General features: G+C 39.8%; 10 protein-coding genes. 1 reads left to right on the forward strand and 9 read right to left on the reverse strand.

The window, feature by feature from the left end:
* Window positions 1–159 precede the first annotated feature (159 nt).
* From EDC17_RS03650 to EDC17_RS03670, 5 genes are all read right to left on the reverse strand, one after another.
* Window positions 160–1659, reverse strand: coding sequence for a S41 family peptidase (locus EDC17_RS03650; protein WP_132776795.1), 1500 nt, complete (start codon window positions 1657–1659; stop codon window positions 160–162).
* A 169-nt stretch (window positions 1660–1828) separates the two neighbouring features.
* Window positions 1829–2815 (reverse strand): class 1b ribonucleoside-diphosphate reductase subunit beta, encoded by a 987-nt coding sequence (gene nrdF, locus EDC17_RS03655; protein WP_132776796.1) that lies wholly within the window; start codon window positions 2813–2815, stop codon window positions 1829–1831.
* A gap of 101 nt (window positions 2816–2916) precedes the next feature.
* Window positions 2917–5022, reverse strand: coding sequence for a class 1b ribonucleoside-diphosphate reductase subunit alpha (gene nrdE / locus EDC17_RS03660; RefSeq protein ID WP_132776797.1), 2106 nt, complete (start codon window positions 5020–5022; stop codon window positions 2917–2919).
* Window positions 4982–5386 carry a class Ib ribonucleoside-diphosphate reductase assembly flavoprotein NrdI gene (nrdI, locus tag EDC17_RS03665; RefSeq protein WP_132776798.1) on the reverse strand — a complete coding sequence of 135 codons (405 nt, stop codon included), beginning with the start codon at window positions 5384–5386 and terminating at the stop codon, window positions 4982–4984. Before nrdI ends, nrdE begins: the two co-directional genes overlap by 41 nt.
* 25 nt (window positions 5387–5411) lie before the next feature.
* Window positions 5412–5648 carry a glutaredoxin family protein gene (locus EDC17_RS03670; protein ID WP_132776799.1) on the reverse strand — a complete coding sequence of 79 codons (237 nt, stop codon included), beginning with the start codon at window positions 5646–5648 and terminating at the stop codon, window positions 5412–5414.
* Window positions 5649–6098: 450 nt separating this feature from the next.
* Between EDC17_RS03670 and EDC17_RS03675 the strand changes: the two genes are divergently transcribed.
* Window positions 6099–8504, forward strand: a complete 2406-nt coding sequence (locus EDC17_RS03675; RefSeq protein ID WP_132776800.1) for a prolyl oligopeptidase family serine peptidase — start codon at window positions 6099–6101, stop codon at window positions 8502–8504.
* A gap of 45 nt (window positions 8505–8549) precedes the next feature.
* Here the strand turns inward: EDC17_RS03675 and EDC17_RS03680 are convergent, their stop codons facing one another.
* Genes EDC17_RS03680 through EDC17_RS03695 form a run of 4 tightly spaced genes read right to left on the reverse strand, consistent with a single transcriptional unit; the run spans window position 8550 to window position 14384 of the window.
* Window positions 8550–9614, reverse strand: a complete 1065-nt coding sequence (locus EDC17_RS03680) for a discoidin domain-containing protein (RefSeq protein ID WP_132776801.1) — start codon at window positions 9612–9614, stop codon at window positions 8550–8552.
* Between the two features lie 25 nt (window positions 9615–9639).
* A complete protein-coding gene (locus EDC17_RS03685; protein WP_132776802.1) occupies window positions 9640–11019 on the reverse strand; it encodes a discoidin domain-containing protein in 1380 nt (459 codons plus the stop codon).
* 10 nt (window positions 11020–11029) lie between these two features.
* Entirely contained in the window at window positions 11030–12760 is a 1731-nt protein-coding gene (locus EDC17_RS03690) for a LamG-like jellyroll fold domain-containing protein (protein ID WP_132776803.1), read from the reverse strand.
* A 10-nt stretch (window positions 12761–12770) separates the two neighbouring features.
* On the reverse strand, window positions 12771–14384 hold the full coding sequence (locus EDC17_RS03695) for a DUF5008 domain-containing protein (RefSeq protein WP_132776804.1): 1614 nt from the start codon (window positions 14382–14384) through the stop codon (window positions 12771–12773).
* Between the last annotated feature and the right edge of the window lie 15 nt (window positions 14385–14399).

Raw genomic sequence — 14399 nt, forward strand, 5'->3', positions numbered from 1 at the left:
TTCGCAACATAGAACACCCTTAGTGCGACAAATTACGATTTTTTATTAAATAAAATACTGATTATCAATTGAATATATTTTCTTAGTTCTACAAGGGGACAAGTCAGGAGCAAAAGGCGACCTAAATTTTATGTCGCCTTTTTTCATCTCTGTATGTTCTTATTTTAACTTGATATTCTCCGTACCAAATTTAAACATACCCATATCGCTGATTCGTGTATTGATAGCTTTTACTTGGTGCGTACTATTAACGCGTTGTAGATCTTTTGATGCGATTGCTGAGCGGGTGCCCGATGAATACGCACCATTCTTGATGTGGTATAAGGCCTCTGCTATGAATCCTTCTTGAGGATCACCAAAATCTCTTAAGAAATCTTCTCGTGTCAATTTATTTGGTGTCAAACCATTAAAGTAGTCACCAAAATTGGCAGAGTTAAACATTTGGAATGAGGTCACATAAATATCTGCTTTAGCAGGCTTTTTGCCGATTGGAATACCCCAGAATCCAACAGGTTTGCCGTAGGTATTTTCAGAACCTATGACCTGTACATCCATATACGGTTTTAAAGAGTTTATCAATAATTCACTCGCTGAAGCTGTGGAGCTTGTTACTAGAAAATACACTTTAGTCAACTCTAAATTCCCTCTTTTGTTGAAATCTGTAGGCGGGAACTCATCACCAAGCTCACGCTGTACCACTGGGTTCAGTTTGTAATAATACATTCTTTTGCCATTTGCTATAGCAGGAGCTATTCTATTGGCTAGATATTCAGCTGTAAGCGTGGCACCACCACCGTTGTAGCGCAAGTCGACAATCAGATGTTTCACACCTTGATTTTCGTAATTGGTGAATAGGGTTTCTAATGAGTTGAATAAATTCGTGGGCTGCCCTTGGTTACTGATGATGCTAATAAACGAACTAAAAGCAAAGTAACCTACTTTCTGTCCATCAAGCTCGGCTACCCAAGAATTTAGAATAGGATTTACACTATATTGTGCTTGCGTAATCTTTTTTTCTACTTCCTGACCATTCGGTTTACGCCATTTTACGGTCATGCTCTCAGTGTTCAAGGCATCATTGATACCTTTGAAACCTTGTGCACGTTGGGTATTGTAATCATATTTTGTATTCCCATTTATGCTAAGAATGCGATCTCCACGGCGTAATCCTGCCTGATAAGCACTGGAATTTTGGTCAACCATACGGATATACAAATCCGCATTGTTATTGTCTTTTACAGATTCTGCAGTTTGTAAGTAAATTACGTACATACCATAACTTGTGGATCGTGCATTTTGAATCTCCTCACTGACCACACTCTCTCTATCTAGGAAGCTAAAGCGATCATACGGTTGGTTTGTTGCCGGATCTTTAGGAGTCATACCTATTAGGTGTTCCAGTAGGGCTTCTGCCGTTTGAAAATCTTTGGTGATGTTTCTTACTTTCACTGAATCCATCACATCATTAATATTTGCAGGTATGATGTTGTCTTGCCAAAGCGAGAGCACTTTTGTCCAATACAAAGTTGTGTCCTTCAAGTATGCTTCTGGAGAGGTGTCCCACTTATTGGTAGGTTCTGGAGTTGGATTGTCGTTTTTGTCACAACTCATGGTAACAAAAAGCAATAGACTTAATGTAGCTACAGCCAGTCTTTTCATAAATTATTCGGTATGTCTATGTTTTATAATTAATCTAAATGTAGGAAATTTTAGGTAGCTAACAAAAAACTTATTCATCCGCGAAAACAACGATTAAGCCTTGAAAAATAAAAATCCCTTTACAGAAACTCTGGAAAGGGATTTACAATCACTTTATAAATTATATTTCTTAAATATCTACGGAAGCATCTAATTCGAAGTCTTCGTGCATTAAATGCACAATTTCCGTCGATTTCTCGTAGTTCGTTGATTTTTTGGAAAAGAAGTCGTGCTGTGTAGTCTCCGTATTAAGACCGTTCAATACGATAGGGTTTACTTGTTTTACTTCAAAAATAGGCTCGAAACCTAAATTCATCAACGCTTTGTTTCCATTGTAACGAACGTACTCTTTCACCTCAGCTGTCAATCCTACCACCGTATAGAGTTCTTCGGTGTACTTCACTTCGTTTTCGTAAAGATCATTTAGAAGTTTTAAGAATTTGCCTTTCACCTCTTCTTTGTTAGGCAATTTAGCAAACACTTCTTGAGCGATCAGCCCTACAAATACACCGTGAATGGATTCATCAGCCACAATCTTTTTAATGATATCTGCAGAAGCGACCATCTGACCTTGTCCACATAACCACAATGGCAAGAAGAAACCAGAGTAGAATAAGAACGATTCTAACAATACAGATGCGCCCAATGCCATAAATAATTCTTCGTCTGTTGGGTTTTCTTTGTCAATAGCGCGATAATATTGATCAATAGTAGCCGCTTTGAATTGCAAAAATTTATTTTGCGACACCCAACCGAATACATCATTGATTTCATTTGTCGTCGATACCGTAGAGAAAATCGTAGAATATGATTTGGCGTGGATGGCTTCCATCATACACATGTAAGACAATACAGCTTTATTTTGTAAAGAGGTGATGTGATCAATGATTTTAGGCATACCGGTATGACTTTGTAGCGTATCTAATAAAGTCAAGCCGCCTAATGCTTTTTTGTAACACTCTTTCATGTCCCAGCTCAGCCCTTTCCAGCTGTCGATATCTTTAGATGGGATATACTCTGTGTCAATCCAGAATTGTTTGATGTTTTGTTCCCAGAACATTAAGGCATAATCATTGTCTGGTGTATTCCAATTTACTGCCGTATATTGCTTACTCATTGTTGTTTTAAATATCTTTTGATGACGACGCTGAATAAGTTTATTTATTCAGCGTCGTCTTTTATTTGGTTAATATTTTAAAGTTCCTAATTCATGATGTGTTATGCCGAGCACGAGATACACTCATCGATTGACGACTTGCGCGTACGTGTGTAGTACAACGATTTTAAGCCCAATTTGTGTGCATAGATATAGTACTTGGCCAAGTCACGTGTACTGTCTTTGGAATTGGTATGCAAGATCGTTGATACCCCTTGGTCGATATGGCGTTGAATAACTGATATAAGTTTCAACACTTTCATCTGATCCATGTCGTATGCAGACTTGAAGTAGAAATAGTTATCATTTGTCAAGTACGGCATAGGGTAGTAGGTGGTACTATCTCCGTATTCACGTACTTCGATAATATCTACAATCGGCATCACAGACGCCGTAGCGTTCATGATGTATGATGTAGATTGATTTGGCGCAATTGCCAAGCGGTATGCATGGTAGATACCGTGCTCTTTTACTTGCGCTTTTAGATTATTCCAGTCCTCGATAGTCGGGATGTGCACGCCTTCAAATAGTTCTTTGACTTTATCCGTTTGTGGTATGTAATCTCTCTGGGTGTATTTGTCAAAGTAAGCACCAGAAGCGTAATCTGATTTTTCGAAACCTACGAATGTGCGACCGCGTTCTTTAGCGATTTCCATGGATGCTTCCAACGAATAGAAGTTCATCATCATGAAGAATGTATTGGCAAAGTCTAAGGCTTCACGCGATTCGTACATGATAAAACTCTTCGCTAGATAACCATGTAAGTTCATCGCACCAAGACCTACAGAGTGTAATTCTCTATTGGCTTTTGCAATCGAAGGAACCATTGCAATATCTGTTACGTCTGTCACTACAGTCAGTGCACGCATAGCTGTTTTCACAGATTCTTTGATACGATTGTTGTCCATTACCGTGGCAATATTCAGTGAACCTAGATTACAAGAGATACCGTAACGGATGGTGTCTTCTTTGCCATAGATTTCGATATCTGATACTTCAGATACTTGCATAATCTCTGTACAAAGATTGGAGAATTTCACACGGCCGATACCATTCAAGGCATGTGCACGGTTTGTATTCTCTTTAAAGAAGATATATGGATATCCAGACTCTTTTTGTGTCTGTGCAATTTTCACTAACAAGTGACGTGCATTGATTTTCTTTTTCTTGACGTTCGGGTTTGTAATCAATGCATCATACCATTGATCCATATCCATTTCATCTAAATACTGACCATACTCTTGCACGACAGTATGTGGATAGATCAAGTAGCAGGGCTCATCTTTCTCGGCTAATTCCATGAATTTATCCGGAACGATGATACCGATTGACAATGATTTGATACGTACCTTCTCATCGACGTTGATTTTCTTACAGTCTAAGAATTCTTCGATGTCTGAGTGGAAAATGTTTAAATATACGGCGCCAGCACCAGGACGTTGACCTAATTGGTTGGCATACGAGAACGTATCTTCCATGATTTTCATAATCGGAAGTACACCTCCTGCGCGACCGTCTACACCTTTGATAGCTTCACCGCGTGCACGGATTTTTGAAATATTAAATGATACACCACCGCCGATAGATGATAGTTTCATCGCTGAATCAACTGCATAGCCAATACCATTCAAGTTGTCGCCGATTTCGTCCAAGAAACAAGAAACCAGCTCACCGGAGCGTTTTTTACCAGCATTCAAGAATGTCGGGGTAGCAGGCTGATATTCTTGATTAATCATGATTTCGGCATACTCAATAGCTTTTTGTACACCTTCCTCACGTGCTAAAAACAATGATACCGCTACAACGCGATCTTCATAGCGCTCTAAAAATTTTTCTCCAGAATCATCACGAAGCGCATAGCTTTGGAAGAATTTGAATGCCGCCATGAACGACTGAAAACGGAACTTCTTGGCGTACACAAAATTGTACACTTGTTCCATATCTTCAAATGTAAACCACTGGTAGAAATTGATGTAATAATCGTGCTCAATCAAATAATCAATTTTTTCTTTCAGTGTGTAAAAGAATACCGTATTCTTGTTTACATACTCTAAGAAATAGGCGCGCACAGCTTCCTTGTCTTTGTGTAAGCTGTACTCGTCATCATGTTTGATCATGATTTCGTTATTAAGCAATATCCAGTTTTTTGCTACCTCGTTTGCTATCATAGTATTGATTCTTAATTATGTCTATAAATTGATTAATATCTTCCATTGTCCCGGACAGCTCAAATTTAAATGCCAAAGGGATTTCGAATAATGCAGCGACCTTATCTCCAGCTACGCCAAAATTTCTACCCCAATTGCGGTTACCGCTAGAGGTCACAGAAAATAACTTTGCACAGTTTCTACTTGCAAAATCCTCTGTAATCGCCGGTATTTGACCAAAGTTTGTCGTGAAAGTCACCAAATGGCCTTCCTCCTGAATCTGCATATCCTTTTGAATGCGAATTGCTGTCCATCCAGTAATCTGTACAACCTTGTCAATAAAGCGCTGTACGTTTCCTGTTTTTGTGTCGTAATATAGTATCATAAATAGGTAGTTATTATGATAAATATTATTGGGTTACTGCGACTTCTAATTCTTCTGGCTTGAAACCAATGATACGGTGTTTGATTTCCTCACCATCCAATACGATTACCGTAGGCACTGTTCTCACTTTAAACTTAACAGCCAATTCCGGTTCATCAAACGGATTGATCGTCTCATACGAAATACCTTTATTATCTAAATATGCAGATACTTGTGCGCATGGAGCACAATCGTTTTTTTCGAATTTAATGATTCTTGCCATGTTGTTTATTAAGTTTTGATAGCAAACCCTTTTCCAAAAAGTGCTTTTTTGGATAAAAATTTGCTGATATTTGTAAATAACGCTGCGAGCGCAGAAGATTGACTGCGATCCTCTAACAAATATCTTATATTTTATTTCGGGGCGGTAGTTATACTTTTCCACATTATACACATTCAAGTTTTTAAAAGTGCCTTTGTTGGGTGGTTTTGTTTGTAAAGCACTGTAAATCAATTGTTGGTAGTTGTGGATAACTTTAAAATTTGATTTTGTAGACTAATTTTTGCAGTCAATCACGTTTAAAATTTGAATGTAAAAAAAATAGTTTTATTAGTAAAATCATTTCACTTTTCTTAAATTTTAAGCCTATATATAACAAGAGTTTTACGCGCTCCTTTGGCCAATATACAGGTAGTATTTACTATTTTTATAGCACAAATATTATCTCATTTTATGAAAAAAATATCTTTATTCCTATTGTTGTTGACGGGTGTCACGGTGCAGGCTCAAGAGAATGTCACCTTTCAAAAGCCTTCAGCAGAAATTTTAGCTTTAGCTGACTACCAACGTCCCCCTGCGGTAAGTTTAAGCCCGGACAAAGCTTGGGTACTATTAAGCTACCGTCCTACGTATAAGACTTTGGAAGAATTAGGCCAAGAAGAAATTCGTTTGGCGGGTCTACGTATCAATGCCAAAACACGAATCTCCAGTACAGAGAATTATTTTCATAATTTGCGTCTTCGTGCTGCTCATGATGGCAGCGAGTACAACATCGCCGGGTTACCTGCCAATGCCCTGATATCCAACGTTTCATTTTCGATGGATAGCAAGTATATCGCTTTTACACATACTAATGATTCTGGTGTTTCCTTGTGGCTAGTAGATGTGGCTAACAAGCAAGCCAAACAAATGACAGACTACGATTTGAATGCTGTCATCACGAATCCTTATCAATGGTTACGCAGTTCCACAGGTCTGTTGATCAGTAAATCGCCTGCTAATCGCGCTGCTTTGACCGATCACAGTAAGGATATTCCATCTGGTCCTGTGGTGTCGACGAGCGGAGGTAAAGTTTCGCAATTGAGAACATACCAAGATTTGTTGAAAAATCCTCAAGACGAACAGGATTTTGTAGCATTAGCTACGGCTGAATTGTATTGGATTGATATAGCTGGACAGCAAAAACAATTCTTGCCTGCGGATATGTACACACAAACTAACGTTTCCCCTGATGGAAAATATGTGCTGGTATCTAAACTGAAAAAGCCATTTTCATATGTAGTACCTTACAATTCTTTTCCGCAAGAAACAAATGTATACGATATAGATGGTAAATTGATCAAAAAAGTCAATGAAACACCATTGATGGAGATCATGCCTAAAGGATTCTCCTCAACGCGTCCAGGGAAACGCATGTTGACATGGAGATCGGATAAAGCAAATACCTTGTTTTTTGTACAAGCATTGGATGGCGGTGATGCCAACAAACAAGTTGAATATAGAGATGAGGTGTTCACTTGGGATTTTCCTTTTGACCAGCAGCCAAAATCGTTGACAAAAGTGAAAGACCGTTTTGCGGGTATTATCTGGGGTAATGACACGTATGCATTGGTGTCCTCGAGCTGGTATGATACGCGTAATTCGAAAACATTTGTGTTGAATCCTTCTACTGGAGCTACCAAATTATTGATCGACCGCAATAGCCAAGATATCTACTCACACCCAGGCAGCGTGCATCGCGAGAGAAATCAATTGGGAACGTATACCATGTTTGTTAATAAAGACAAAACATATTGGGTAGGAGCTGGTCATACCAAAGAAGGGGAGTTTCCATTCATTGATGAGTTAGATCTCAAAACACTAAAGAAAAAACGTATCTATACTGCGCCAGCTTCGGACAAGCAAGAGCGTATTGCAGAGGTCGTGGATATTACCAAAGGTGATATCTTGATTTCTTTGCAGTCCCCGAAAGATTACCCTAACTATTATGCGAAAAACATCAAGTCGGGTAAAATAAAGGCTGTTACAGCGATTGAAAATCCATTCAAAAGTTTAGAAACTGTCCACAAAGAGGTGCTGAATTACAAACGTAATGATGGCGTTGAATTGTCTGGTACCCTTTATTTACCAGCGGGATATGATTTCAACAAAAAAGAAAAACTTCCGTTATTAATTTGGGCTTACCCACGTGAGTATAAGGATAAAGCAACTGCAGGACAAAGCACAGCTAACCCGAAAGAATTTACTTTCCCAAGCTATGGATCGTTTATTTACTGGGTATCCAAAGGTTATGCCGTATTGGATAATGCGGCTTTCCCTATCGTTGGTGAAGGTAAGGCAGAGCCTAATGATACATTCATTCCTCAACTTGTGGCAAACGCAGAGGCAGCAATTAATGCTGTTGATGCTTTGGGTTATATTGACCGCACAAAAGTAGCTGTTGGTGGACACTCCTATGGTGCTTTTATGACTGCACACTTGTTGTCCAATTCAAACTTATTTGCCGCGGGGATTGCACGTTCTGGTGCGTACAACCGTACATTAACACCATTTGGTTTCCAATCCGAGCAACGTAACTTCTGGGATGATCCGCAGTTATATATCAAGATGTCACCATTTATGAGTGCTGACAAAATGAAGACACCTATGTTATTGGTGCACGGTGCTGCCGATAACAACCCAGGAACATTCACTTTGCAAACGGAGCGTTATTTTCAAGCATTGAAAAATTTAGGAGCACCCGTTCGTATGGTTATTCTTCCACGCGAATCCCATGGCTATGCAGCCCAAGAAAACATTTTCCACCTATTGTGGGAGCAAGATCAATTCTTAGAAAAATACCTAAAAGGGAAAAAATAGTAAATCAAAAGGGCGCTGATGCGCCCTTTTGATTTAAATAGAGATCTAATAAGGTAATTGCAACATACGGAACTCAGCCATCTGAAATAGCGTACCGGATCCTACGGCCCTTACCCGCAGCCGATAGAAGCTGTAGGGCGTTGTATTGTTATAAGTAAACGTGTGAGTTACCGTGCGTCCATTATTGTTAGGTCCTCCTGTGGTAGGGAATATAAAATCGTCTTTGCTATCCAGAGTTACCCAAGTTACACCATCATTCGAGGCTAGCATATCCCAGTTTTTCGGATCCCGACCTGGCGCGTCATTCCCTGTCGTCATGGTATACGCATTGATAACCTGAGGTTGAAAGTACTCAAATTGCCAATGAAAAGTATAACCGATCTGATCAAGATTGGAATTAAGAAATTTACTGTTAATATTATTGTCGATAAGTTTTAGCGAACCTTCACTGTTTTCCTTTCCACCGTTATTTTCGTGCGATACCGAAAACTCATTTTCAAAGGTAGTCAAATCCTTTACTACACCAGATGCCATCAATAGCATATCGAGTCTGGTTTTCGACCCCTTTGGTGTGATCAATTCCACGTAAGCATTGACAAATTCCCCGGGGTTGATATCAAGAAGCATACTAGCCGTCTCGGCATGCTTTTGATAATTTGAATTTCCTCGCTTAATAAACCAATTCGTTTTAGATACTGCCATACTCGTATTATACGACATATGTAGATTTGTTGCAGATCGAGTGGCAATAAGTTCGACCAAAGAGGTAGGCAATATGCTTACCGTTTCCTCTCGCTGCGCCCAATATCCTTCTTTATTCAGGGATATCAACTTGACATTGTAAACGCCTGTATTGAGAAAAGTATGTGTAGGAGAGGATTCCGAGGAAGTGCTATCGTCATCAAAAGACCACCTACTTTGTACCGCATTGGTAGAGCTATTTATAAATTTAATCGTAAAAGGGTCTTTCGGATCAACTATTTGTGTAGTAAAAGCAGCAGTAGGTTTTGGCAACAAACCCTCGTTGTCAGTGATTGTTTCCTCCTTTTTCGAGCAAGAAGAGATCCCTATTATAAGGGAGAGTGCTATACACCAATGTTTTATAGTCATAATCGTTATATTTTAAAGTTGTAGACTAGCGTACTTTTATCATCCGCCACTCTGCGAGCTGGAATAAGTTTGTACCTCCTTTTATAGCGGTAATATTCAGTCTATAGCGCAGATAAGAGGTTGGAAATTGGACATTGAACCTACGTGTCAATTTTCTTGCACTAAACATCTCTCCGCTACGGCTATCTATGGTTGTCCATACTATCCCATCATTTGAACCCTGCAAAACCCAATCCTTTGGATCCCTTGAATCCGCGTCATTTGCTGATGTCAGCGTGTAAGCGCCTATCTTCTGTGGTTGAGCAAATACCAGTGTACATTCCAAATCACCGATATAGTCTGATTGCAAGAATTTACTGTCAAGATTATTATCTACAAGTTTTAGCGATCCTTCATTACTATTTGCACCACTATTGTTGTCCCGATTTACTGTAAATACCCCTAGATGTGTTACATCTTCTTCCAAGATATTATCACAGTCGACCAGGATAATGGTAAAACTTTTTTCTGCATTAAGAATATGCAAAGTTGGATTTTGGAGACGTACCACTATAGCCAGCTGTTTACCCAGATTATTGTTGATTACTGTCCAAGGTATATCCAGGGACAGTCTAGCTTCGCTGGCATTACTTGGAAAGTTTGCTTTGGAAGTAAGCGTAAATTCGCCATTTTTCAAAGCTACGGTATTCTCAGGTAGTGTTTTGTCCTGAATCAAGGATGGTATAATAGCTGCATCTGCCACCGCATCCACAGAAAAAGCAGATCCAGGAAAACTTGCTAAGTTTACCAGCATGGGAATCGATATCCCCCCTGAGCTACTCGTGTAATTTTGTCGGTCTTTAGCCTCAATAAGAGCTCCTCCCGTTTGTAAGGATATGTAATGGATATCCGCTAGGGTAAGCAGATCCGCAGTGTTTAATACAATAATACCCGTATTCTGCGCTGCATCTATTGTATTGCCCTTTCCAACATTTGCTATGGTATAACCTATTGCGATCTTTTTGCCAAAATATTTTTCGACCTCAGTCCTTGTAACCGTTAGGTTAAACTGAGCAGCATCAGATCCATAGGTCACTTTGGCAACATTGTCGATCATTACCGCACTCGATGCAATTGCTACTATGTCCCTTAATTTGCCTTCTTGTATCTGCTTGAGAACAGTATCTTGGTTAACTTGAAGTCCGACCTCAAAAGCTTTTCCAGCACCTCCACTCAATTTGAGATGAACAGGGATAGTGAGTGATTCATTAGTTTTGATAATATTTCCTATTGTGTTGCTCGCAGTCACCCTCACCCCTTGAGATTTTTGCAAATCAAAGTCTTCAAGATCTGTATCTTGACAAGCTACGATACCGAAGGATACCGAAACCATTGCTACCCATGTGATTATTTTAAATCGCTTCATGATCTATTAATTATTTATCCAACCATACCCGTCCGTCCAACTGCCAATTCAATTGACGTGGTACTTTTAACCAACTTATTATCTGTGCTGAGATATCGTATGTACGTGGCACCAGTTGGCCCAATTGTGTGGTCGAAGGAGCACAGATAAAATCATTAAGAACGGTGGTAGGATAGTTGGCATTACCAAGATTAAGATGCGCTCCAAACGGTCCATCATCCATAATTTTACCTCCCGTATTGCTCCCTATAATTGGCCAAAATCCGGCTAGGTTATCATAGTAAGGATGGTTAGGATCTACCCCAAGATCACAGCTGAACTGTCTAACCATATCATCTGGCATAGCTGTTTTCCATATTTTTACATCCGCCAAGTATGCATCCGAGCGCCAGCTTTCGCGGGTAGGCAAAAATCCTATGCGTAGGGGCCATTCCGAATCCAGGTTGCCCCATCCTGTGATATCTGCTTCCCGATTGAACTGACCATTAGTGTACAACCTTACCCAGCGCTTATCCTCTCTATGTAATCCGACTATCGTAATGGTATTCCAAGTGGCGTCATTCAAGCGTTGGTTTTGATCAGCTTTTACTTCGCCATACCCTTTATCACCTCGAGCATTGAATACCCAAAAATTATCCGAAAGGTGGATGACCCACCCATACATAAGTTCCCTATCCCAACCGCCTTGCCAGGTCTGACGCTTACCAATAATAGAAGGGTGACTGAATCTATAGTTGTTGTTCGACCCTCTATTTTTCTTAATCTTTAACTCAATAGTAAAATCAGCATTTCCTAGGTTGAATAATTCATTTTCGGTAGGCAGTTCTGCATATTTAACATCATTAAAACGCATAAACTCCCCAGACAGTTTATTGCCTATATAAGGCTTACCAATAAATTTACTGCTGTATTTAGGCGAATAAAAGATACTGAATGTATTTAAAGTTGGATTACTGAATATAGTGTTGTCATTTTCGGTGGGAGGGATTTCAAAATGACCTCCTTGACTTGAAGTGATGATGACTAGCCAATCTTCACGGGCATACTGTTCCCTTTTTTCCAAAGCTTTTAATATTTCATCTACCGTGCTGTCGAAACTGTTGATTGCTTCCCTATATTGGGGGAAAGAAAGGTCAAAACCGCTATTTTCACCCGCTTGCAGTACATCTTCAAAGTGAGCCGTGACCATTGAAAGGTCTGTTGTAGCTAAAGTGGCGATTACCTTGTTTTTAACGTCGTTGTCATTTGTTGCCAATTTAGCTTCTGCGTCGGTTCCATAGTTTGCTATAAACTCTGAATTGGGACTGATGATTTCTATTTTGGCATTTGGGTTGAACTCGGTAATCCGACTGAAAATAGAGGGATAAATATCCAATTTATTAGTTGCAAAATTATTATCTACCACACCATGCTTTACATAGTTCACCCCGGTAAAGATATCCGTCCAGTTTGCGGCAATGCCCTGCGCATTTTCTTCGCTTAGACCAACCCATGTATGTATTGCCTTGGGCAGCAGGCGAGTGAGTGTAGGAGTTTTTGCATCTCTTACGGATTGTCCGCGCGCGCCATCCACAATCAACAATAATACTTTACGCTCCCCATACACCACATCTATTTCTTCATCCTCTCCAGGTAGGGGAATAGTTTTGCTAAAATCTTCCTGACATCGACCAAACAAACTTATAGTCAGTAAAGTCAATACCAGCAGTTTTATATTTCGTTGTAGCTTTTCCGTTTTCATAATCCTTTATTTATTCTATAATCACCCTAATTATATTAGAGACATCCTTGTTATCAAATTTACTAAACTGACCTATCAGCAATACAGCACGTTTACCATCCTCAGATGTGGTTTCAAAAGCTTGTTGGATAAACCCGTTAAACTGCCCGGTGGCGTTCAAATCTGGAGCCGCCAAATTTCCGGTTGGGCTAAGTACCATAAAGCGATTTCGTGTAATTCCATCATAGCTTAAGAAATTTCCCGATACAATAATGAGTCCGTCATTTAATTGTTTAGCGTAGTTTGGAGCAGCTCCTATAAAGGTTTTCGATTGAAAGCTTTCATCCAATGTGCCATCAGCATTTAACAAAGCCATATAGCGTGCAGACTTGCCATTGTAATTCGAGAATAATCCGACAAGCATATACTTATTCGTCGTGGGATTGTAAGTAACATTCGTGATGTTGTAATCCGCACCTGTTCCTCCTGGATTAAAGGTCTCGTCGATGGTACCGTCCGGATTCAGACGCGTTATGTAACCTGTAGTTTTATTATCAAAACGTGTGAATTGCCCGAAAACCAAAAACTTACCTTGATGGGGGCCAGACTCATGTGACACGGTTCCTATATTGCCGTTGGCACCCGTAAAAGGAGTATTGCCATTGAAGCGGAAGCTTTTATCCAATGATCCATCGAGATTTAGGCGTGCTATATGTCTTATCTCGATACTGTCCAAAATAGTAGTGTCCCGTGTTTCTCTAGCGTTTGGTTTATCATATCTCCGGCTTACATAATATCTAAAATTACCTGTTGCTATAAGTTTGTCACCCTGCGGATAGAGACGGGCCACAGCGGCATTAAAGCCCCCATTAAATTTAGGAACATACTTCGTTGTGTCCGATTGGTCAGGCCTCCTGTATGGTCTTATACCTATTGAATCTAAACCGCCTGTCAAGTGCAAACTGGTCAAGTTGGAGATATTCTCCCGTTTCAAGTCGTAGCCCGAGAAGGATCCTCCGATGTAATATCGGTCTGCTATCTGGATGATGGCATTGAGCGAACCATTTGCCCCTAGGCCTGTCCGCCAGCTCACATCATAATTGCCATTAGAAAAAGTTCGTGCTAGGCGGTTGATTGGTCTGACCAAACCCCTTCGGTTATAATCTGTAAAATTGCCAATATATATAACTTTTCCATCAGGAAGGACCAGTCGGTCATTAACGACATTGTTAGTTCCTTGCTTTGCTTCCCAGGTCGGGTCAATTTTTATTCTCCCATTAACTTCAAACTCAGGACCAAAGATGATAATATCATCTACTGTGATGGACATGATGCCACTGCTTGCGTATGGAGGTACTTTCACTTGAAGATCATCCCCATTGAGACTTACGATCTCTGCTTCTTGTCCACTAAATTTGATAATCGCTTTGTCCCGATATTCGGATAGTCCTGATACTTTCAGGGAAACGATTGTTCCCACGCTACCAGTTGCAGGTGAAGGTACAATTGAGCGGTTAAAAACAATACCCAGCGTTTCTTTACCTTCTCCATAAGGTTCCGAGAAAAAAGTAGTTTCTTTTCTGCAACCTATCAAAATGGATAGGAAGAGTACCACTACTATATATTTTATAACTGCATTTTTCATATATAAAGAATGTTA

It is taken from the genome of Sphingobacterium alimentarium (genome assembly GCF_004342685.1).
GTDB classification, from domain to species: Bacteria; Bacteroidota; Bacteroidia; order Sphingobacteriales; family Sphingobacteriaceae; genus Sphingobacterium; species Sphingobacterium alimentarium.

What these genes read in the sequence shown, in the direction of transcription:
- EDC17_RS03650 (WP_132776795.1), bottom strand. Translation starts at nt 1,659, where the DNA reads ATGAAAAGACTGGCTGTAGCTACATTAAGTCTATTGCTTTTTGTTACC.
- EDC17_RS03675 (WP_132776800.1), top strand. Translation starts at nt 6,099, where the DNA reads ATGAAAAAAATATCTTTATTCCTATTGTTGTTGACGGGTGTCACGGTG.
- EDC17_RS03670 (WP_132776799.1), bottom strand. Translation starts at nt 5,648, where the DNA reads ATGGCAAGAATCATTAAATTCGAAAAAAACGATTGTGCTCCATGCGCA.
- nrdF (WP_132776796.1), bottom strand. Translation starts at nt 2,815, where the DNA reads ATGAGTAAGCAATATACGGCAGTAAATTGGAATACACCAGACAATGAT.
- EDC17_RS03685 (WP_132776802.1), bottom strand. Translation starts at nt 11,019, where the DNA reads ATGAAGCGATTTAAAATAATCACATGGGTAGCAATGGTTTCGGTATCC.
- EDC17_RS03695 (WP_132776804.1), bottom strand. Translation starts at nt 14,384, where the DNA reads ATGAAAAATGCAGTTATAAAATATATAGTAGTGGTACTCTTCCTATCC.
- EDC17_RS03680 (WP_132776801.1), bottom strand. Translation starts at nt 9,614, where the DNA reads ATGACTATAAAACATTGGTGTATAGCACTCTCCCTTATAATAGGGATC.
- nrdI (WP_132776798.1), bottom strand. Translation starts at nt 5,386, where the DNA reads ATGATACTATATTACGACACAAAAACAGGAAACGTACAGCGCTTTATT.
- nrdE (WP_132776797.1), bottom strand. Translation starts at nt 5,022, where the DNA reads ATGATAGCAAACGAGGTAGCAAAAAACTGGATATTGCTTAATAACGAA.
- EDC17_RS03690 (WP_132776803.1), bottom strand. Translation starts at nt 12,760, where the DNA reads ATGAAAACGGAAAAGCTACAACGAAATATAAAACTGCTGGTATTGACT.